This window comes from Lysinibacillus sp. JNUCC-52 (assembly GCF_015999545.1).
Taxonomy (GTDB): Bacteria; Bacillota; Bacilli; order Bacillales_A; family Planococcaceae; genus Lysinibacillus.
Map to the genome: position 1 here is coordinate 3,523,161 of NZ_CP065546.1, position 21,709 is coordinate 3,544,869.

At 39.6% G+C, this 21,709-nt stretch carries 21 protein-coding genes; 10 read left to right on the forward strand and 11 right to left on the reverse strand.

Going from position 1 to position 21,709, the window contains the following annotated elements; genetic code table 11:
* The first annotated feature begins 64 nt into the window (after positions 1 to 64).
* Positions 65 to 847: an enoyl-CoA hydratase gene (locus JNUCC52_RS17415; RefSeq protein ID WP_337980425.1), complete on the forward strand. Its 783-nt coding sequence runs from the start codon at positions 65 to 67 to the stop codon at positions 845 to 847.
* 212 nt (positions 848 to 1,059) lie between these two features.
* Here JNUCC52_RS17415 and JNUCC52_RS17420 read toward each other — a convergent pair whose 3' ends face one another.
* Complete coding sequence (locus JNUCC52_RS17420) at positions 1,060 to 1,245, reverse strand: YhzD family protein (protein WP_173479813.1); 186 nt, start codon at positions 1,243 to 1,245, stop codon at positions 1,060 to 1,062.
* Between the two features lie 302 nt (positions 1,246 to 1,547).
* On the opposite strand from JNUCC52_RS17420, the gene JNUCC52_RS17425 reads away from it, so the two are divergent.
* From JNUCC52_RS17425 to yhaM, 3 genes are read left to right on the forward strand one after another with little or no spacing between them, the layout of a single operon-like run.
* Positions 1,548 to 2,762 (forward strand): metallophosphoesterase family protein, encoded by a 1,215-nt coding sequence (locus JNUCC52_RS17425; RefSeq protein ID WP_337980426.1) that lies wholly within the window; start codon positions 1,548 to 1,550, stop codon positions 2,760 to 2,762.
* Positions 2,759 to 5,659, forward strand: coding sequence for an ATP-binding protein (locus JNUCC52_RS17430; protein ID WP_337980427.1), 2,901 nt, complete (start codon positions 2,759 to 2,761; stop codon positions 5,657 to 5,659). The genes JNUCC52_RS17425 and JNUCC52_RS17430 overlap by 4 nt, the downstream gene beginning before the upstream one ends.
* A complete protein-coding gene (gene yhaM, locus JNUCC52_RS17435; RefSeq protein WP_173479810.1) occupies positions 5,656 to 6,594 on the forward strand; it encodes a 3'-5' exoribonuclease YhaM in 939 nt (312 codons plus the stop codon). The genes JNUCC52_RS17430 and yhaM overlap by 4 nt, the downstream gene beginning before the upstream one ends.
* 57 nt (positions 6,595 to 6,651) lie before the next feature.
* Here the strand turns inward: yhaM and JNUCC52_RS17440 are convergent, their stop codons facing one another.
* On the reverse strand, positions 6,652 to 7,599 hold the full coding sequence (locus JNUCC52_RS17440) for a peptidylprolyl isomerase (protein WP_173479809.1): 948 nt from the start codon (positions 7,597 to 7,599) through the stop codon (positions 6,652 to 6,654).
* A 142-nt stretch (positions 7,600 to 7,741) separates the two neighbouring features.
* Here JNUCC52_RS17440 and JNUCC52_RS17445 point away from each other — a divergent pair, with 142 nt between their 5' ends.
* Positions 7,742 to 7,849 (forward strand): YjcZ family sporulation protein, encoded by a 108-nt coding sequence (locus JNUCC52_RS17445; protein WP_080647610.1) that lies wholly within the window; start codon positions 7,742 to 7,744, stop codon positions 7,847 to 7,849.
* 181 nt (positions 7,850 to 8,030) lie between these two features.
* On the opposite strand, the gene JNUCC52_RS17450 is transcribed toward JNUCC52_RS17445, so the two are convergent.
* The 6 genes from JNUCC52_RS17450 to JNUCC52_RS17475 all read right to left on the reverse strand — a co-directional run bounded on the left by JNUCC52_RS17450 (position 8,031) and on the right by JNUCC52_RS17475 (position 11,322).
* A complete protein-coding gene (locus JNUCC52_RS17450; RefSeq protein WP_010857338.1) occupies positions 8,031 to 8,216 on the reverse strand; it encodes a hypothetical protein in 186 nt (61 codons plus the stop codon).
* Between the two features lie 70 nt (positions 8,217 to 8,286).
* Complete coding sequence (locus JNUCC52_RS17455; RefSeq protein WP_337980428.1) at positions 8,287 to 8,832, reverse strand: DUF3267 domain-containing protein; 546 nt, start codon at positions 8,830 to 8,832, stop codon at positions 8,287 to 8,289.
* 121 nt (positions 8,833 to 8,953) lie between these two features.
* Positions 8,954 to 9,514, reverse strand: a complete 561-nt coding sequence (locus JNUCC52_RS17460; protein ID WP_029747195.1) for an HTH-type transcriptional regulator Hpr — start codon at positions 9,512 to 9,514, stop codon at positions 8,954 to 8,956.
* 156 nt (positions 9,515 to 9,670) lie between these two features.
* A complete protein-coding gene (locus JNUCC52_RS17465) occupies positions 9,671 to 10,066 on the reverse strand; it encodes a YtxH domain-containing protein (RefSeq protein ID WP_173479807.1) in 396 nt (131 codons plus the stop codon).
* A gap of 146 nt (positions 10,067 to 10,212) precedes the next feature.
* Positions 10,213 to 10,749, reverse strand: coding sequence for a tryptophan transporter (locus JNUCC52_RS17470; protein ID WP_173479806.1), 537 nt, complete (start codon positions 10,747 to 10,749; stop codon positions 10,213 to 10,215).
* Positions 10,750 to 10,908: 159 nt separating this feature from the next.
* Positions 10,909 to 11,322 (reverse strand): HIT family protein, encoded by a 414-nt coding sequence (locus tag JNUCC52_RS17475; protein ID WP_337980429.1) that lies wholly within the window; start codon positions 11,320 to 11,322, stop codon positions 10,909 to 10,911.
* Positions 11,323 to 11,428: 106 nt separating this feature from the next.
* Here JNUCC52_RS17475 and JNUCC52_RS17480 point away from each other — a divergent pair, with 106 nt between their 5' ends.
* Both JNUCC52_RS17480 and JNUCC52_RS17485 read left to right on the forward strand, forming a co-directional pair.
* A complete protein-coding gene (locus tag JNUCC52_RS17480) occupies positions 11,429 to 12,178 on the forward strand; it encodes an ABC transporter ATP-binding protein (RefSeq protein ID WP_337980430.1) in 750 nt (249 codons plus the stop codon).
* A complete protein-coding gene (locus tag JNUCC52_RS17485) occupies positions 12,162 to 13,346 on the forward strand; it encodes an ABC transporter permease (RefSeq protein WP_337980431.1) in 1,185 nt (394 codons plus the stop codon). Before JNUCC52_RS17480 ends, JNUCC52_RS17485 begins: the two co-directional genes overlap by 17 nt.
* A gap of 78 nt (positions 13,347 to 13,424) precedes the next feature.
* On the opposite strand, the gene JNUCC52_RS17490 is transcribed toward JNUCC52_RS17485, so the two are convergent.
* Together JNUCC52_RS17490 and JNUCC52_RS17495 are read right to left on the reverse strand one after the other, a co-directional pair.
* Positions 13,425 to 14,585, reverse strand: coding sequence for an amidohydrolase (locus JNUCC52_RS17490; protein WP_337980432.1), 1,161 nt, complete (start codon positions 14,583 to 14,585; stop codon positions 13,425 to 13,427).
* A gap of 23 nt (positions 14,586 to 14,608) precedes the next feature.
* Complete coding sequence (locus JNUCC52_RS17495; RefSeq protein ID WP_139860602.1) at positions 14,609 to 15,127, reverse strand: antibiotic biosynthesis monooxygenase family protein; 519 nt, start codon at positions 15,125 to 15,127, stop codon at positions 14,609 to 14,611.
* 236 nt (positions 15,128 to 15,363) lie between these two features.
* Here JNUCC52_RS17495 and hemE point away from each other — a divergent pair, with 236 nt between their 5' ends.
* The 3 genes from hemE (at position 15,364) to hemY (ending at position 18,901) form a co-directional block, all read left to right on the forward strand.
* Positions 15,364 to 16,416, forward strand: a complete 1,053-nt coding sequence (gene hemE / locus JNUCC52_RS17500) for a uroporphyrinogen decarboxylase (RefSeq protein WP_139860599.1) — start codon at positions 15,364 to 15,366, stop codon at positions 16,414 to 16,416.
* A 119-nt stretch (positions 16,417 to 16,535) separates the two neighbouring features.
* Complete coding sequence (gene hemH, locus JNUCC52_RS17505; RefSeq protein WP_173479801.1) at positions 16,536 to 17,456, forward strand: ferrochelatase; 921 nt, start codon at positions 16,536 to 16,538, stop codon at positions 17,454 to 17,456.
* Between the two features lie 14 nt (positions 17,457 to 17,470).
* A complete protein-coding gene (hemY, locus tag JNUCC52_RS17510) occupies positions 17,471 to 18,901 on the forward strand; it encodes a protoporphyrinogen oxidase (protein WP_337980433.1) in 1,431 nt (476 codons plus the stop codon).
* A 115-nt stretch (positions 18,902 to 19,016) separates the two neighbouring features.
* Here the strand turns inward: hemY and JNUCC52_RS17515 are convergent, their stop codons facing one another.
* Positions 19,017 to 21,620, reverse strand: a complete 2,604-nt coding sequence (locus tag JNUCC52_RS17515) for a collagen-like protein (RefSeq protein ID WP_337980434.1) — start codon at positions 21,618 to 21,620, stop codon at positions 19,017 to 19,019.
* Positions 21,621 to 21,709: the final 89 nt, after the last annotated feature.

Here is a 21,709-nt window from a genome sequence, read left to right on the forward strand (position 1 = left end):
GAGTTTTCAGAAAAAACACGAATAGTACATAGTGAATGACTATTCATATTCGGGGGTGTAGGACATGGAATTTTCAACAATTACATTAGAAAAGTTAGAGCGTCGTGCTACATTAACACTAAATCGACCACAGGCTATGAATGCGATGGACGATGTAATGATGCGTGAATTAGCTAAGTGTTTTGAAGCATTACAGCAGGAGCAAGAAATACAGGTTTTAGTTATTCGTGGGGAAGGGAAGGTCTTTTCTGCGGGCGGTGATATTAAGGCAATGCTTGATCCAACTAAGCCATTAAATATTGATGAGGCGATGGTATATTTAACACGTATCGTCAAAGCGTATTATCAACTACCGATGATTGTTATAGCTGCGGTTCATGGTGCATCAGCAGGCTTAGGCTTTAGCTTAACACTAGGGGCAGATATCGTAGTTGCTTGTGAAAATAGTAAGCTAGCTATGAATTTTATAGGGATTGGGTTAATTCCAGATGGTGGTGGTCATTTCTTTATGAAGGAACGACTTGGTACTGTGAAAGCAAAGCAAATGATTTGGGAAGGCAAAGTGCTTACAGCCGAAGAGGCACACAATGTAGGCTTAATCGATTATGTGGCACCTGAAGGGTCCGTTTTTGCAGTGGCTGATCAATTAGTTGGAAAGATGCTAGCATCTCCAATTGCTTCAATGATTACGACGAAAAAGATTTTACATGCTCAAAACTTGCCACAGTTAGAAAATATTTTAGCGATGGAAGCACAAGGGCAATCTGCTATGCGTAAAACGGCTGATCATTTAGAAGGTATACATGCATTTGTTGAGAAAAGAACACCTGTCTTTGTAGGACAGTAAACATGTAGCTTGGCTTACAGTCTGAACACGACGCAAGCCCCATCACATAAACTTTTGTAGCGAGACAAGTGAGATTCCGTTTCGGAGGCTCTGTGCTTGTTCATAAAAGTAAACGTGGTGGGGCTTGCCATTTTTCTTTAAAAAGCTATTTAAAAATATTGTTACTGTGTTAGACGCCTAGTATTTTTTAGGTGTCTTTCTACTCTCATAGTTTAAACATGGAATAATATTAATTTTCCAGAAGAGTTGACAAGGCGATGTGTTTTTTCAGCAACGCCCTTTTCTACGATTTGTTGTTGACCATTTACTTTTGCAGCTTCATCGCTTTCAAATGTCCAAGTTTCATCAAAAAGTGTTTCCCCAGTTTTTTCAAAAGCTGTAAAACGATAATTATTCATAAACAAACCCCACCTTTTTTTGAATATATAACTATTATACATAGAAGAAATATAAACTTCACGGTATATCTAGCGAATATTTCGATAATTTACGAAAATTGTGGAAAATTTAGTACAACATGATGCTGAATAGTCTAGCAATTCGTTTCTCATCTAACAGGAAGTATGATAAAATAGAACAAATATTCGCTTTTGAATACTCTTGTTATACATGGCTCAAATCTTCCTTGCCTTGTACACGCAAAACGAAAAACTAGACGAAATGATGAACAAAGGTTTAATTAATATGTAGAGGTGATTGGATGTCCGCAATTCGTTTTTTCCATATGGCAGATTTACATTTAGATAGTCCTTTTAAAGGGTTATTTGGATTACCTGAGAAGAATCTAAAAAAAATTCGAGCAAGTACTTTTGAAGCATTTGATAAAATTATTCAGAAGACAATCGAAGAAAGACCAGATTTCCTGCTTATTGTAGGGGATCTTTATGATGGCGAAAATCGCAGTTTACAGGCACAAAGACGTTTTCAAGCAGCAATGGAGACGCTATTTGAACATAACATTCCCGTCATAGTCAGTTATGGCAATCATGACCACTTACATGGTTCTTGGACACGATTTGCTTTACCGAGTAATGTTTACGAATTACCAGCTGATACAAGTGTTGTGCAATTAAAAATACGAGGTCAGCAAGTAAATATTTATGGCTTTAGCTATGGTGAGCGCCATGTCAAGGAATCGATGATTGATAATTATCCTGTTGCACATGATCAGCATGCAATTCATATAGGGATGCTGCATGGCAGTGAAGCAAGTGATTCTTCGCATGCGGTATATGCGCCATTTAAAAAAGAGCAACTTCTTGAAAAAAGATACCATTACTGGGCACTTGGTCATATTCATAAACGACAGCTATTACACAAGGAACCGCCGATCGTTTATCCAGGTAATATTCAAAGTCGACACCGAAATGAGCAGGGAGTGAAAGGTTTTTACGATGTAACCTTATCGCAAACATCTGCTGAATTAACTTTTATACCAACTTCTGCTGTTGTCTATAATATAGTGGAGGTGGATTGCACCGATGTACTTCATGCAAATGAATTACTACTAAAATGTGAAGAGGCCATCGCTACTAATCGAATGGCATATGGAGCATCCGTAATTGAGCTTCATTTGAAAAATATAGATGAAGAAAGTGAAGCGTTATTTGAACATGCTTCGGTAGAAGAATGGCTTGAAACAATTCGGGAGTCAGAAGAGGGGGTTGAGCCAATGGGATGGGTGCAGAAGCTTATTTTGCATAAAGTTTCATCTTCATATGAGTCAACTGCGATGACTGAATCAGTAATAAGTGTAATGGAACAGTGGGATATTTCGGATTGGAAAGATATTTTAAAGGATTTGTACCAGCATGCAAGTGGGGCAAGATTTGTAGAACCTTTAACTGAACGGGAAATCGAACATTTGAAGCTTGATGCGCAGGAGTTATTAACCGATGAAATTCAAAGGGCGTGAAAACTTTGCTAACGATACAGAAAATCCATATTTACGGCTTTGGTAAGCATGAAAATATCACAATCTCTTTGCAAGACGGTGTTACGATTTTTTATGGCATGAACGAGGCAGGCAAAACGACTATTCAACAATTTATTTTGCAGATGCTTTTTGGATTTCCAACAAAACAGCAAAGCCAGCGAAAATATGAGCCAAAAACATCACCGAAATTTGGGGGTCAGCTAACCATACTTCACCCAATATATGGTCAATGTACAATTGAACGTGTAAAAGGAAAGGCTACTGGTGATGTTACTGTCTATACAGAAGATGGTATGAAAGGGCATGACGAGCTTTTAGCCAAGCTTTTGTACGGCTATTCACGTTCATCATTTGAAGCGATTTTTTCCTTTTCAATTCATGAATTGCAAGGAATCGAAAAAATGTCAGAGGACGAGCTGACACATCTATTGCTTGCATCAGGGACGACTGGCATTCATCGGCTATCTGCGCTTGAAAAAAAATTAGAAAAAGACGCTGGAGAGCTTTTTAAAAAATCTGGTAAACTGCCAATCATCAATCAAAAAATCGAAAATTTAAAGCAACTTGAAAAAGCCATTAAAAAAGAACAGGCTACAATTCATACATTTGAAGATAAATCACTCAAATTACAGCAACTTGAGCAAAGACTGAAGGATTTAAATAAACAACAAAAAACGCTGCAACAAGATTGGCAACAACTGACGGTCATAAAACAGGCAATGCCACTTATTGAGCAGCAAGATGCTTTACAGCAATCATTTAAAAATTATGAACATGTCCAATTCCCTCCAGAAGGAATTCGACGTTATGAACAGTTAAAAGATCGACTGACGCACGAAACATTACAGCTAACTCAACTAGAGGAACAATATCAAGCTTTAAAAAGTAAGCTTCAATTGACGGCAGATGAACAAGCAATTGACGAGATGGCTAGGCTGATGAATAAAGAAGCAACTTGGAATCAGCTCCTCGTTAAAGAGCAGAACCTTCAGGACGAGCTGTTTGTACTAGAGCAAGACGTTGAAGCCCAGTTTCGTTTATTGGGTGTACACGAAATGGAAGCTCAAGCAGCTCTTATAGAGGAAACAGTTTCTTTGCAACAAGAGGAACAATTTCAACGGCAGTTGACTGTATTACACGAAGCAGAGGAAGAGCTAAAGTCTTATCTACAATCTTTAGAGCGAATACACGAGGAACTAGATAGCATTGCTCGGCAGAAAAAGCAACTTCAGCAGGAGTCATTATCCGCTGAAGAAGAACATATTTTAGCAAAGTGGCCTCAGAGAAAGGGGCGCTTGGAACAACTGCGTCATGTTCAATCGCAACGCTCGAAACAAAAGCAACCAATGCTTTTTGTTATGCTTGTGTTAGCTATAAGCATTGTTGCGCTTATTTATGGCGTCTTAGAAAAAAATTGGGCTGTAATGGTTATTGGGGCTATGTTATCGTTACTATTTTTATTGTATTTAAAACAAGCGAAACAAGCAGAGGATGGACCTCCAGAGCACAATAGTCAATTACTGAGAGAACTAGAGCAAGAAGAAAATATTGTTCAAGTATTACTTGTGAAAAAGCAACGGCTTGAAGATCGATGGATACTAGCCAATGAGCAACAGCGTGATAAAGAACGACAGTATGCACAGCTCGAACTTAAAATACAACAAGCTGAACAAGTAAGCGCCGAGGCAACTCATTCGTTGCAAAACTTTTTGGAGCGTTTCCGCCTAGAGGGAAATGTACCACGCTCGCTATTACCAGAGTTATTCATGCGTATTCGTGGGGTACAGGAGTTGGTAGTTAAAAAAACAAGCATCTATCAACTATTACATGTTATACAATCTGAAAAAAAAGAGCTTTATGAAATGCTACAACAAGTTTTAAAAAATGAGTATAGTGAGCAGGAAATTTTTGTCCATCTACGCTCAACCTATTTTGCAATTCAGCAGGCACAACAACAGATGCTGCAAACAAAGGAACAACTTGCTCAAATCGATTCAAAAATACAAGAAGTACAACCACTTTTAGTAAACTATGAAGCGGCAATAGCACAATTATTTCTTGACGCAAATGTAGAATCAGAAAACGCATTTTACGAAGCATATGAACAATATCAACTTCAGCAAAAGCTGCAGTCCGAACTACAAGCGATTCAATATCAATTAGACTCATTAGATATGCAACAGCAAGAAAGCTTTTTAAGTGCGGAACAACTTCAAGAAAAAATACAAGCTTTGGAAGAAGTACGCAATGCTCTACGAATAGAAATTGAGCATTGCTTGGAAGAGCGAGCAGCCTTGCAGATTGAGAAGGAACATTTACTTAACGATGAACAATATGGTTTATTGTTGCAACAGTTTGAGCAAGAGAAAGCAATATTGCAACAGCTAATGGCACAATGGGCTTCTAAAAAAGCGTTAGCAACAGCTATTCATGAAACATTATTCCGTTTGCGTGAAGAAAAATTACCACATGTACTTACACAGGTTAATGCTTTCTTCCATTCGTTAACAGGTGGTCGTTACGATAAACTTTTCATTCATGAGGAAGGCTATTTTGAAGCGCATGCGGTTTCTGGCTTACGCTATCATGTAGCAGAATTATCACAAGCTACAAAGGAGCAAGTCTATATTTCATTGCGAATGGCATTAGCGAAAACCCTTGCAACTTCAGCGCCATTTCCGTTTATAATGGATGATCCATTTGTCCATTTTGATCGAAACCGTACAAACAAAATGGTACAATTAATGAAAGAAGTAGGATATGAACGTCAAATTTTGTATTTTACTTGCCATGAAGAGATGCTCGAACTTTGGCAAAAAGAGCAAATTGTCGATCTAGGAGCACTAGCAAATGAAAGGGGAGTGACGTCAACATGAAAGGTATTACGACGCTCCAAGTTGGAGAATCAGTTGATCAATTTTTATTAATTAAACAATCGACAAAAGGGGTTACCACTGTAGGGAAGCCATTTATGTCGCTGTTACTACAAGATAAAAGTGGAGATATTGAAGCAAAACTATGGGATACAAACGAAGACCATGAAAAAATGTATCATGCAGAGGCGATAGTACATGTAGGGGGAGAAATTCATGACTATCGTGGCAAAAATCAATTGCGCATTAAAACGATTCGTGTGGCAAAGCCTGAGGAGGGAATTGCCGTTAATGATTTAGTTCCTTCTGCTGCTACTCCAAAAGAACAGCTTTATGAGGAATTGACACAATTCTTCTTTGATATTAAAAATCCAAATATTTCACGTATCACACGTGCAGCTATTAAAAAGCATCAGGATGCTATTTTAGTATATCCTGCAGCAACGAAAAACCATCATGACTATGCATCAGGCTTATTAGATCATATGGTATCGATGTTAAAGCTAGGGAAAGCCATTGCTGATTTATATCCAACGTTAAATCGGGACCTATTATACTCGGGTATTATTTTACACGATATCGGTAAGGTCGTTGAATTATCAGGTCCAGTGGCAACAATGTACACTGTGGAAGGTAATTTACTCGGGCATATTACGATTATGGTCAATGAAATTGCCAAAATTGCTAGTGAGCTGGAAATTGAAGGCGAAGAAGTGATGCTGTTACAACATCTAGTGTTATCGCATCATGGAAAAGAAGAATGGGGAAGCCCGAAAAAACCTATGATTCAAGAAGCGGAAATCTTACATTATATTGATAATATCGATGCGAAAATGAATATGCTTACGCGTGCATTAGGGAAAACAGCTCCTGGAGAATTTACAGAGAGACTATTCCCACTCGATAACCGATCATTTTACAAACCAAATATTGAGTAAAACGAAAAGGGTTACGCCTTTGATGGCGTAACCCTTTTTCATATAGTAAAACAATGACTATTTAGATTCTTTGTCTTTACTTTCATCTGCTGCTTTTTTAGCTGCTTCTTCATCTGCTTTTGCTTGTTCTTCACTTGTTGTTGTAAAAGACTCTAATGCTTCTTTTAATTCTTTATCAGATGTTTTAAAGTCAGCATCTTTTGCTAATTGGGCAATGATGTCTTTTAACAATGTTTGTGCTTCACCAGTTTGAGTAAGCTTGTTTAACATTGTTGTACGAATTTTTTCTTCTTCATCTTCAAATGAGCCTACATCTTTTACATCGCGCTTTTCCGTAATTTCAATTACGTGGTAGCCATAGCTTGATTTAATTGGCTCACTTAATGTGTTTAATGGAAGTTCATAAGCCGCGTCATTGAATTCATCTACCATAGAACCAACTGTAAACCAACCTAACTCTCCGCCTTTTGCTGCAGAACCAGTATCAGTTGAGTATTCTTTTGCAACATCAGCAAAAGAAGCGCCGCCTTTAATTTTTTCAATCGCTTCTTTCGCAGTTTTTTCATCTGCTACAAGAATATGGCGACCGTTTAATTCTGTTTTCATTTGCTCATAATATTTTTTTACGTCTTCTTCTTTAATGGCTTTGTCTTTTAAAGCTTTTTCTTGTAGAAGTTGTACACGTAAAGAATCTTTAAAGCCTTGTTCTGTTAAGCCGTTTTCTGCTAGTGCTTGTGCAAAGCTATCGCCGAACTGTGATGCAGTTGCATCATATTGTTCTTTAATTTCTTTGTCAGTCACTTCATATTTGTCTGCTAATACTTTTTCAGTCACCATTTGTTGTAATACATATGAGCCTGTTAAAGTTTTTGCTTTTTCATTAAAATCAGATACTGAAATATCGCCTACTTTAGATGTAACTAATGCTTTGCTGTCGCCTCCACTACAAGCGCCAAGAGCTAAAATTGAGGCTGCTAATGTTAAAGATAATACAGTCTTTTTCATATGGATATTCTCTCCTTAATTCATTTCGTCCATTTTTTACTATAACATAAACGTTTTAAAAACAAAATGGTTCCCCCTTGAGTATAGCCTAAATTTCAATTTTCAAAGCGCATAGGATATAGAAAAGAAAGGGGGTGAAGTTATGAGCAACGGAGGATACGGTGGTGGCGGTGGCTACGGCTCAGGCTTTGCTTTATTAGTTGTGTTATTTATTTTATTAATTATTGTTGGTGCAGCGTTCCTATACTAATTAATAAAATGCCGAAAAGCTAAGGATATGCTGTTCCTTAGCTTTTCTTATCAATATCTAGGCATTCGCTCCGCACGCACGGGTCGAGGCCGAAAGAATTTTGGCTTCAATTAATTTCCCATTGCTGCATGGATGTTTTAAATACATGACCCGCGTGCGGACTGGCGCGGATGCAACTACATTAGACTGCAAACAAAATTTCTACGTAAAATGAAACAAGTAAAATTGTGATAAGTATATTGATAGTTCGGAATATCTTTGGTTGGTTTTCTTCGGGAATTTCACGTCGCATACACAGTGCGTAGGTCATGCGATTGATTTGAAATAAATAGAATACCGAGAATAGAACTACAATCATTAATAGCAAGTCTATTCCTCCCCTCTTTCAGTATTATTAGCATATCAAAAAACATTAATAAAACACAAGTACAAGCGAATCAGTTAATTGTAGGCGGTACTAAAATTTCATAGCCCTTCGGTGTTTCTTCAATTTGGGCATCTTTAGGTGAATTCAACAAATATTTCACGTAAAGAATATCAATTAAACATAAACTACAATGATACGCTAAAAGTAATGTTCCATAATGTGTATAGGCAGGCAGAAGCCATGTACTAATGACGATAATTGTATTTAATACAATAAAAGGTGTAAGTAATGCGAAAATATAGCGGTTTTTCGATAATGGCTCACGAATGCGCATATGCAGTATAGGAATAACGTAAAACTGTTTCCGTACACGTAATTTGAGATGCTGGCGTAAGTCATATAATGCTAGAAAGTGTAAACATTTATGAATAGGATAAAGAGCAAGGACGGCAATAACAAATAGCCAAAATAAATGATCATTATAATATTCATCGTTAAATAAATTAAATGTCACATAGGACACGGAAAAGACAGTGAGAAAAACAATAACAGCCATCATTATAATACGAGTCGTTCCATAATGATGTTCAAGGTTTAAAATTTTCCAACAGTGCACGTTAAATATCAACTCCATAATAGGGAAGGTTCCTATTCAATGTAAATTGATTTCTATAAGATTGCAAGAGAAAGGAGGTATTTCAGAAATGTTTCTGAAATGCCTCCTTTTTTAGCATATATTATCCTTTTACAGTAGAACGTTCTTCTAACGTGTCAAAGGAATCACGGAAGTGTTGAAATGAACGTTCAAAAATATCAATAAAGTCCTCACCGTAAATATTACGAATAACAGCCATTACATCTAAAAATTCTGGGAAGCGACCATATAAATCTTTCAAAGCTAACGAGCCCTCCAGCACAGAATGGTATGTGTTATGATAATTGCTATTCATTTCAATAATAAGGTCTGTCCCTGTTTCAGTTAGTTCTACATAAGTATTTCGTTTGTCATCATCGCGTTTTGAAAACTTTAATAATCCACGTTCCTCTAGCTTTTTTGAAAAGTTAAATGCTGTTGAAACGTGCATTACACCAAATTTGGCTACATCTGAAATGGAAGCCCCTTTTAAATGATATGAAATCCACAAAATATGGTGCTCGTTAATGTTTAAATCGTATGGTTTAATCCATTGTTGCCAATCTTTTTCAACTGCTTTCCATAAAGCTTTTGATAATTGTGCAATTCTTTGACTGTATAGCATTGCTTCTTTTTGAGTGTATAATTCCTCTGACAAAGCCATCACCTACTGCTTTCTTTAACGTTTTAAAATTATTATAGCAATAAAGAAAAAAAGTTTAAAGTTAGAAAAATTAAAAAATTGAAAAGTGGTTAAAAAATAACAATTTGAATATTGTTTTTGGTAAAAAAACAGGTTTTATTACCGTTTTATAAAACTTTATGCCTGTGCCTTTTCTTCTGGTTTTTTCTTTTTATCAGTGAATTGTGCAATGTTTTTCTCGATTTCGTTAATTGAATTCTGTAATGCATCTATTTCTTGTTGTAAATTATTCTTTGTCGGTTCGATTTCTTGTGTAAAGACAGTAATCGAATGTTTTAGATCATTTATTATTTGTGGTATATTATTTTTCGCTTCATTTGTTAAAGTGCCTACAGATTGTTTAACATTGTTGACTTGATGCTTTACATCTTGAAGCTTAAGTTTTGCACTATCAGTATTAGAAAGTATTGTAGAACGTAATTGTTGGCCTGATTGAGGTGTTGACAAAAGGACCGCAATTGCGCCTCCGATTATACCTGTTGTTAATCCGAATAAAAATGGTTGTGCTTTCATAGTAAATACCTCATTTCTATATTTGTTATCTTTCTTCTATTAAACCATGAAATCAGTCGATAAAAAAAGAAAAAAGAAGCTAAACGAGTGATTTTGCCTCACTGTTTAGCTTCTTCCCTTATATTAAAGCTTAAAACGTCTTACGTTTATAATGCTTGCGAAATTGCTGTGTTGAATTTAGAACGCTTCACTAGTTTGGCAACGATAGGATAAATAATAACAAATGCTACAACGTTAAAGGCAACAGCTGGTATTACAACCCCCACAAACAGCACCGTAAACGTTGCGCCTACATTAGCGTTAAATACAAATAGCGCAACAGATAAAAAGACAGATCCCGACAAAATCGTACCTAAGCCAACTAAGACAGCGGATATAGCAAAATGACTTGTCACTTTTTTTAGCATAATGAGTATTGCTAAAAACACAAAGCCTGTAACAGCTTTATCGATAATATTTGGGATAAATCCTGCTGGGAATGTTGTAAATAAACCTGAAAGTACCCCTGTCGATAAAGAAAGTAAAAAAGTTTCTTTTATTGAAGGGAACAATAAAATGCCGATAAACATCATTGTTAACATGAAGTCAGGCTTCATGCCATTTACCATACCTGGTGTGACCACATAAAGGGCAGCACCGACACCGACTAAAAGCGCCATTAACACTAGATTTTTTGTATTCATTTCTAATCTCTCCTCAACTATGCTAATCTAATTGTTTCCTAACGTGTCCTCATGACCGTTAGCGAAACTTATTTGTGATTGTACGCTAAAATGGATCGTTTGACAATAGCGTTCCATTTTCATAACTAAATTGTTTGAGAATTGTTTGAGTGCCTGGCACTATAAATTAGCTTTAATGCTGTCGGCTACTTCTGTTAATTGCTCTGGTGTATATGTTTGTGTTTGCCAAATTAAGCCTAGGCCTTCTTTTTCATCGTAACGCGGAATAAAATGTAAGTGGTAGTGGAAAACAGTTTGTCCAGCTGCAGCACCATTGTTATTAATCGTATTCATACCGATAGGGTTAAATGCTGCTTTAATGGCATTGGCAAGCTTCGGTGCGACTGCATATAAATTACGTGCTACCTCTTCTGGCATTTCGAATAAGTCTTGACAGTGATGTTTTGGAACTAATAAAGTGTGACCTTTTGCAACTGGTGCAATGTCCGTGAATGCATAGACATGTTCATCTTCGTAAACTTTTGTACTTGGAATTGATCCATCAATGATTTTGCAAAATAGGCAATCGCTCATTCGTAAAATCCCCCTTAATATTTATATGTAAGTTTATTCTATCATACTCATAACTGAATCATTTGCTAATTTTTGATAAAATAATAACAAGAAGAGGAGTGAGGGTATGTCGGTATTAGAAGTGCAACATGTGACAGGTGGCTATACGAAAAAGCCTGTTATTAAAGAATTGTCATTTACAATAGGTAAAGGAGAGCTTGTCGGGCTAATTGGTTTAAATGGTGCAGGTAAAAGTACGACCATTAAACATATAATCGGCACAATGCTACCAAAAGAAGGCGACATTCGTCTAAATGGTGTGACGTTAAAAGAAAATACGGACAAGTATCGGACAGCATTTTCCTATATCCCTGAAACACCAGTTTTATATGATGAATTAACATTACGTGAACATCTTGAATTAACAGCAATGGCTTACGGTTTAGATGAGGCTACACTTGCAGCTCGTTCAGAAATGTTATTAAAGGAATTTCGGATGGAAAAACGCTTAAATTGGTTCCCATCGCATTTCTCAAAAGGGATGCGTCAGAAAGTAATGATTATGTGTGCATTTTTAGTAAATCCAAGTCTGTATATAATTGATGAACCGTTTGTCGGACTGGATCCACTAGGTATCCAATCATTGCTCGATCAGATGGATACAAAGAAAAAAGAGGGAGCATCCATTTTAATGTCGACACATATTTTATCGACAGCTGAAAAACATTGTGATCGAATTATTTTATTGCATGAAGGATGTGTTCGAGCACAGGGAACGATGGCGGATTTACGACAAGCGTTTGGCATGCCACATGCTACATTGGATGACCTATATATTGCGATGACGAAGGAGCGGGACCATGAAGAACTTGCGTGATGTATGGTCCTCGCGCTTCATGCACTATATAAGTGAAGTACAAAAATATATGCAGTTTATTTTCACTGGACATATTGCGATTGTACTTGTGTTTCTTGTTGGAGCTGGGGGCTATCAATATAGTGAGTGGTTGAAAATCGTTGAGTCTGATTTTCCAGCTGAAGGGCTTATTGCCTTAATAATTGGTGTATTACTAGCATTTAGCCGCCCAACGACATTATTGCGTGAGCCAGACCAAGTGTATTTATTGCCATTAGAATCAAAAATGTCGCTGTATTTAAAAAAGGCACTTGCGTGGACGTTTTGGTCACAAGTTTGGATTGTGGCAATCGTTTATATCATTAGTATTCCTTTATTAAAGGCAGTAACAGAATTAACAACAACTAATATTTGGTTACTATTTTTACTAGTTATCGCCCTAAAGTATGTGAGTGTGCAAGGTGAATTTAGTTATCGTTATAGTGAACGCGGACATTTTGTATGGGTGGACAGACTAATACGAGCTATTATATTTGGTGTAACCGTATATATGGGGCTACAAATGCAACTTATTCTTGCATTCGTTGCAGCGATAATTGGTTGTATCTATGTATTGGTGTTTCGCAAAAAATGTGCGAACGAGCCTGTACCATATGAGCACTTTGTAAAATTAGAACAAAATCGAATGATGAGCTTCTATCGTTTCGCCAATTATTTTACCGATGTACCTCATTTACGTGGGAGTATTCGACGTAGAGCATGGCTGGACTGGTTTTATAATTTTATACCCTATCAAAAGGGGAATGCTCAAAAGTATTTAGTGTTCCGTACGTTTATTCGTACAGACGATCATTTTTATTTATGGCTCCGATTAACCGCTATTTCGGCTATTATTGCAGCCTTTGTGGATATTCCTTTTGTTACATGGTTTATTGCAGGTGCATTGAGCTTTGCGACGACAATTCAGCTAAAGCAAGCATTATTAGCTAGCGGTGAGTTTCGGATGGACATGCTTTATCCGCTGCCAGAGGGTGCGCGTAAAGTTGCTGTTATGCAAGTTGTGCGTCTGACAATGATTGCGCAAGCGATTATTGTTACTCTATGCGGAGTAACGCAGCCGATGTTTTATGTAACAGCAATAATCATTTTTGTAGTTAGTGAAATAACTGCAAAGGTGTCAAAACCTTAAAGACAAACGTTACTATTGTATATTAAAAGAAAGCTCATTTTGCCCGAAATAGATTAGGCAAAATGAGCTTTCTTTTTATTATTCCACGCCTTGATATTCAAGCGCAGCGCTTAACATAACTTTTGCTGCAACTAGCATACCTTTTTCATCAATATCAAATTTCGGATGATGATGTGGTGCATATTCTACAGGTGCGGCCCCTGTGAAGAAGAAAGTACCTGGTTTTTCCTCTAAATAATAGGCGAAGTCTTCGCCACCCATCGTTGCTGGTATTTCAACAACATCACAAATGTCTTGTGCGATATCGCGAACAAATAGTGTTTCTTTTTCATGATTCACAATCGCTGGATAGCCTTTACGATAGTCTAGCTTAATTGTGCAATCTTGTGCAATTTCAGTTCCGTGTACAACGCGCTTAAATTCACGTTCCATCGTTTCACGGACTTCTTTATCAAACGTACGGATAGTCCCATTTAAATAAGCTGTATCTGCAATAATATTATCCGCATTCGAGGCAACGAATGAGCCAACAGTAAGAACAGCTGATTCAGTTGGAGCTACTCGACGTGCTACAAGTTGTTGCAAGTTCATGACAAGCTGAGAGCCGATAACGATGGCATCTTTCGTTTGATGTGGATGAGCGCCATGCCCACCTTTACCTTGAATTTTTAACTCAAAGCTATCCACTGCAGCCATTAGTGGACCAACACGGTAACCGATCATGCCCGTCGGATGATTGGAAGATAAATGTGTACCAAATATAGCGTCAACACAGTTAAGTGCACCTGCTTGTATCATACCGATAGCACCGCCTGGGTCTGCTTCTTCAGCATGTTGATGTATCAGCACATATTCACCTGCTAACTCATCTCTCATTTCCCATAAAAGTTTCCCTATTATTAATAAAGTAGCCGTATGACCATCATGACCACAAGCATGCATAACACCATCTACCTTTGATTTGTAAGGGACATCTTTTTCGTCTTGAATAGGAAGTGCATCAAAATCAGCACGTAAGGCAATCCTTTTACCAGGCTTGCTACCTTTAATACGTGCAATCAGTCCATAGCCGCTAATATTAGGTTCAACTGGGACACCAAGCTTTTGATAGTATTCAATAATATAGTTTGCTGTTTCTTTCTCTTGGAAGCTTAGTTCCGGATGCATATGTAGATGGCGGCGAATGGCCACCATTTCATCAAAATGAGCATCAATTTTATCGAGTAATTGTTGATTCATAAGTAAGTGCTCCTTAAAAAAAATTATGCCTCGTCGTCTTCTTTCGGGACAACAGTATAGGTTGTAACATAGGATGCGGCAGAGAAAATATTTTGTTGTCGCACACCAGTTGGTTCTTCACGTTGGGCATGTGCTGTATTATACGCTTTTGAGCTTTTCCATGCTTCAAATGAGTGAGGTCCATTCCATTGTGTCAAAACAATGTATGTGTCACCATTTAATGGCCGTAACAGTCGGAACGCTACAAAACCAGGCTCGTTCTCAATGGCACGTGCACGATTTAAAAAACGATGTTCAAAAACAGGTTTCCCTTCATCTGTCACTGGAATATTATTGAACACGAAAAAACCGCGTTCTTCTAATTCATTTACCGAATCTAACACTTCAAATTTACGAGGTGTAGCAAATACAGATTTTCCTTCAGTTTCATGGATGAGCACAGAATTACCCTCACCATGCATTAAAATCATATGTTCGTCAGGGTACTTATTTTTCACTTGTTCCATAAACTCTCCTGTGCCAGAAGTTATATAAATATTCATTGTTTTGCCCTCCTTATAAATGTCTAAGTAATCAGTGATTAACTCCATTTAAGTGTAAGTTACCCGCTTTGTCAAAAAAGAAAGCATGGAGAAAGAACAATTTTATGACATTTCACTAGGAAAACTATACAATAGCAGAGGAAGCGTTTACTATTGAAAACGGATATCAATAATAATGGAATAAACAAGTGATTTTTTTTATGATACGAATTTCATCGAGGGGAAGGAAATAATCAATGACAACACTTTTTAATGATACACTTCTACGTGCTGCACGCGGAGAAAGGACTGAGCATACTCCAGTCTGGTATATGCGACAGGCAGGTCGTTCTCAACCAGAATATCGTGCAATTAAAGAAAAATATTCATTAGAGGAAATTACACATCAACCTGAGCTTTGTGCGTATGTAACACGTTTACCGGTCGAAAACTATAATGTGGATGCAGCGATTTTATATAAAGATATCGTAACGCCTCTTCCAGGTATCGGTATTGATGTAAAAATTAAAGCTGGTGTAGGTCCAGTTATTTCAAACCCAATTCGCACAGTATCAGATGTAGAAAAATTAGGTGAGTTCAACGCAAAGGAACATACACCATTCGTTTTAGAAACAATAAAAATATTATCAGAAGAACAGCTTAATGTGCCATTAATAGGTTTTGCAGGAGCACCGTTCACATTAGCGAGCTATATGATTGAAGGCGGACCTTCTAAAAACTATAATAAAACCAAATCATTTATGGTATCGGAACCAAAGGCATGGTTTGCATTAATGGACAAATTAGCAGACATGATTATTGCGGACGTTTCGGCGCAAGTGGAAGCGGGGGCAAAAGCGATACAAGTATTTGACTCATGGGTAGGAGCCTTAAGTGTTGAAGATTATCGTGTGTTCATTAAACCTGTTATGACTCGTATTTTTGGTGAGTTAAAAAAAGAAAATGTACCGCTTATTCAATTTGGAGTTGGCGCAAGCCATTTAGTAAAAGAGTGGCATGATTTACCGATTGACGTTGTGGGCTTAGATTGGCGATTACCAATTAAAGACGCACGTGCAAAAGGAATTACAAAGCCCGTACAAGGAAACCTAGACCCTTCATTATTACTTGCTGATTGGTCAGTAATAGAAAAACGAACAAAAGATATTATCGATCAAGGTTTAGAAGTACCAGGTCATATCTTTAATTTAGGCCATGGTGTATTCCCAGAAGTTGATCCAGCAGTATTGAAACGTTTAACAACACTTATTCATGAATACAGTGCACAACAAATTCAAGCACGTTCTTAAAATAAGCAAAAGAGCAGATTAAATGACGCAATTACACTATTTTTTGGTGTAATTGTTGTTGACGTACAGAAATCATACAAAAAATATAGTTAAACTATTATTTAGAGGTGAAAAGGTTTATGAAAAAAGTTAAAGGTTTATTAGTAATGGCATATGGTACACCCTATAAAGAAGAAGATATTGAATCCTACTATACACATATTCGTCACGGACGTAGACCATCTGACGAGCATTTAGAAGATTTACGCAGTCGCTATGAGGCAATCGGTGGTTTATCGCCACTGGCAGCTGCAACAGAAGCGCAGGCGGAAGCTTTATGTGCACGTTTAAATGAAGTGCAAGATGAGGTTGAGTACAAACTATTTATCGGCTTAAAGCATATCCATCCATTCATTGAGGATGCTGTTGAGGAAATGGTTGCAGCAGGTATTACGGAAGCAGTTTCTATCGTGTTAGCTCCTCACTTTTCGACTTTCTCTATTAAATCTTATAATGGTCGTGCAGAAGAAACAGCAGGTGATCGCCTGAAAATTACATCTGTTGAATCTTGGTATGATGAGCCGAAGTTTATTGAGTATTGGAAAATTAAAGTGAATGAAGCGTTTGATTCGATGACTGAAGAAGAACGTGAAAAGGCATGTCTAATCGTTTCAGCACACTCACTGCCTGTGAAAATTAAAGAAATGGGCGATCCATACGAAGACCAATTAATTGAAACTGCTCGATTAATTCAAGAAGCAACGGGCGTGAAAAATGTAAAAGTAGGCTGGCAATCAGCTGGTCAAACACCAGAGCCATGGTTTGGTCCAGACGTTCAGGATTTAACACGTGATCTTTATGAGCAAAATGGTTATCGTTCATTTGTTTACACACCAGTAGGCTTTGTAACAGAACATTTAGAGGTACTTTACGATAACGATTATGAATGTAAAGTGGTTTGTGATGAATTAGGTGCTAACTATTATCGCCCAGCAATGCCTAATACACATCCGTTATTTATCGATGCTATGGTAGACGCCATTCATAAAAAATTAAGCTAAGCGAAAAGAAAGTGATGATGTTGGTGACTCAAAAAAGACGAAAGGTAGTTGTTGTTGGCGGCGGCATTACAGGCCTCACAGCTGCGTTCTATATGCAAAAACAAGCGCGTGCAAAAGGATTGCCGGTAGATATCGTACTTGTCGAGTCGTCATTACGTCTTGGCGGGAAAATCCAAACGCTTAGAAAAGATGGCTTTATTATCGAGCGTGGGCCAGAATCCTTTTTCGATCGCGAAAATCATGTCCAGGCACTTGCAAAGGATTTAAATATTGAAGATAAGATGATAACTGGAGATTCGGGTCCAACCTATATAGCTGTTGGCAGTAAATTATATCCGATTCCGAGCAATCTGATGTCTGGAGCAACGCCACATATCTCGTCATTCATTACATCAGGATTATTTTCACTCAGCGGTAAAATTCGTGCAGCGGGAGATTTTGTCCTCCCGCGTTCTGCACGGGATGACGACCAGCCAATAGGTGAGTTTTTTCGAAGAAGATTTGGCGCAGAGGTTGTAGAAAATCTTGTAGAACCTTTACTTGCAGGTACATTCGCAGGGGATATTGAGCAGCTAAGCATGAGATCTACATTCCCGCAGCTCTACGAATTAGAGCAAAAGTATCGCAGCTTGCTTTTCGGTATGAAACAGTCGGGTACAAATTTTTTAAGTTACAATCGGATAGCAAAGGATAAGGGGATTTTTCAAACATTTGAAAATGGCCTTGAAACGCTAATCGAAAAACTAGAAGACTCTCTACTTCCAGGGACAGTTATGAAGGGTGTTAAAGTAGAGCAAATTGACCATAGCAAAGATGGCACTGTGCAGGTCGTATTAAATAATTTTTCGCATATAACAGCTGACGCGGTTATTATTGCAACACCATATAATGTTGCGCAAATGATGTTTAGTAATCACCAACTTTTAACAGAGTTAAATACAATGAAAGCCGCAACAATTGCGACCGTGACGATGGCATTTAAAAAAGAGCAGTTAGGTGACTTAGATGCACTGTCGTTTTTTGTCTCTCGAAATAGTGATTTTTCAATAACATCTTGTACATGGATTAATCGTAAATGGCCTAATACTACTCCTGAGGACTATGTATTATTACGTAGCTATATTGGTCGTGTAGGTGACGAAACGATTGTTGCCCTATCTGATTCAGAGATTGAAAAAACAGTATTACAAGACTTAAAGAATACAATAGGAATAGATGGGGAGCCTGTGACGACGGTTGTTTCTCGTTGGAAAAATGCTATGCCACAATATACTGTAGGACATGAGGCAAAAATTGATCGGGTGAAGGAAGAACTTTATGAACACTTCCCGACAGTCAAACTTGCTGGCAGCTCCTTTGAAGGGATTTCAATTCCTGAATGTGTAGAACAAGGGCGCAAAGTTGCAAATGAAATTTTAAGCGAAATGTTTATACAGGAAGATTAAAAAAAGTAGTACAAAATTTAATTTGTACTACTTTTTTATTTGATTTAAGTTTATCCATAGTGGAATGCATTAATGTATAAAGGTTAAATCTCTTAATTGAATAGATAACTAACAATTAAGAAATTCTGTGGCATGACCATACAATACCACCTGAGTTAGCGCCTCCTAGTGTTAAGGCAAGCGATAAACCATTTGCTTCGTAAAATAAATCTATTTGATCACCAGCAGTTAAATTAACTTCTCCAGCCAATGTTACAGTGCCACTACCAAGAATTGCTCTAATAGTTAATAAGGTTACGGATAAATTTAATATTGGGAATAAACCACTAATTAAATTAGTACTTGTATTTCTACGGATAGCAAATGCAGGGTTAACACCTGCACCTATACCAAGGCTAATGGCAGCTACTGTAGAATAGTTGATAGTTGCCTCAAAAGCATATCTTCCAGTTGTAGGAACTGTAAATATACCCGTTGTTGGATTAAATGCTGGTGTTGTGAAATATGGTGAAGCTACACTCCAATTAGTTAAAGTAGTAGAGGAACTAACAGATAAAGTACTTAGGAAGGCTGAGAAACCTTCTGTAAATGCAGGTCCAGTTGGCCCAGTAGCACCAGTAGGTCCCGTAGGTCCAAGAAGCCCCGTCGCGCCAGTAGGTCCTGTAGGTCCAAGAAGTCCCGTTGCGCCAGTAGGTCCCGTAGGTCCAAGAAGCCCAGTCGCACCAGTAGGTCCTGTTGGTCCAAGAAGTCCCGTTGCGCCAGTAGGTCCCGTAGGTCCAAGAAGCCCCGTTGCGCCAGTAGGTCCCGTAGGTCCAAGAAGCCCAGTTGCGCCAGTAGGTCCCGTAGGTCCAAGAAGCCCAGTCGCGCCAGTAGGTCCGAGAAGCCCCGTTGCGCCAGTAGGTCCCGTAGGTCCGAGAAGCCCAGTCTCGCCCGTAGGTCCTGTAGGTCCAAGAAGCCCAGTCGCGCCAGTAGGTCCCGTAGGTCCAAGAAGCCCAGTCGCGCCAGTAGGTCCCGTAGGTCCAAGAAGCCCAGTCGCACCAGTAGGTCCTGTAGGTCCAAGAAGCCCCGTTGCGCCAGTAGGTCCTGTAGGTCCAAGGAGTCCCGTTGCTCCAGTAGGTCCAAGAAGCCCAGTCGCGCCAGTAGGTCCCGTAGGTCCGAGAAGCCCAGTCGCGCCGGTAGGTCCCGTAGGTCCGAGTTCGCCAGTGGCACCAGTAGGTCCCGTAGGTCCAAGAAGCCCAGTCTCACCAGTAGGTCCAGTAGGTCCGAGAAGCCCAGTTGCGCCAGTAGGTCCCGTAGGCCCAAGAAGCCCAGTCGCGCCAGTAGGTCCAGTAGGTCCGAGAAGCCCCGTCGCGCCAGTAGGTCCTGTAGGTCCAAGAAGTCCTGTTGCACCAGTAGGTCCCGTAGGTCCAAGAAGCCCAGTCTCACCAGTAGGTCCCGTAGGTCCGAGAAGCCCAGTTGCGCCAGTAGGTCCCGTAGGTCCGAGTTCGCCAGTGGCACCAGTAGGTCCCGTAGGTCCAAGAAGCCCAGTCTCACCAGTAGGTCCCGTAGGTCCGAGAAGTCCAGTTGCGCCAGTAGGTCCCGTAGGCCCAAGAAGCCCAGTCGCACCAGTAGGTCCCGTAGGTCCAAGAAGCCCAGTCGCGCCAGTAGGTCCTGTAGGTCCAAGGAGTCCCGTTGCGCCAGTAGGTCCCGTAGGTCCAAGAAGCCCCGTCGCGCCAGTAGATCCCGTAGGTCCGAGAAGCCCCGTTGCGCCAGTAGGTCCAGTAGGTCCAAGAAGTCCCGTCGCGCCAGTAGGTCCAGTAGGTCCAAGAAGGCCAGTTGCGCCGGTAGGTCCCGTAGGTCCAAGAAGCCCAGTTGCGCCAGTAGGTCCCGTAGGTCCAAGTTCGCCAGTGGCACCAGTAGGTCCCGTAGGTCCAAGAAGCCCAGTCTCACCAGTAGGTCCCGTAGGTCCGAGAAGCCCAGTTGCGCCAGTAGGTCCCGTAGGCCCAAGAAGCCCCGTCGCGCCAGTAGGTCCTGTAGATCCAAGAAGTCCCGTTGCGCCAGTAGGTCCAGTAGGTCCAAGAAGCCCCGTCGCGCCAGTAGGTCCTGTAGGTCCAAGGAGTCCCGTTGCGCCAGTAGGTCCAGTAGGTCCAAGAAGCCCAGTCTCACCAGTAGGTCCCGTAGGTCCGAGAAGCCCAGTTGCGCCAGTAGGTCCCGTAGGCCCAAGAAGCCCAGTTGCGCCAGTAGGTCCCGTAGGTCCGAGAAGCCCCGTCGCGCCAGTAGGTCCAGTAGGTCCAAGAAGTCCCGTTGCGCCAGTAGGTCCTGTAGGTCCAAGAAGCCCAGTCGCGCCAGTAGGTCCAGTAGGTCCAAGAAGCCCCGTCGCGCCAGGATCTCCCGTAGGCCCTGTAGGACCAGTGGCTCCTGTTATGCCAGTAGCGCCAGGATCTCCCGTAGGCCCTGTTGGACCAGTAGCCCCTGTCATGCCAGTAGCACCAGAATCCCCCGTAGGCCCAGTAGCTCCCGTCATGCCAGTCGCGCCAGGATTTCCCGTAGGCCCTGTAGGACCAGTGGCTCCTGTCACACCAGTAGCTCCTGTAGGTCCTGTTGCGCCTGTACAACCAGTAGTTCCTGTTGGTTTAATTGGCCAAATGCAGCTATGATGTTCAGGTATTTTTATACAACCACAGGGGAATGTCCTACATTTACTGCAAACATTATTTAAAAAATAATCTTCAAAGTTCATTTATTCACCTCCTCTCTCAAGTATCCTATTCATAAAAATGATAGAGGAGGTGGACGGTTAACTACTTTTACTGTTTATTTGATAATTTG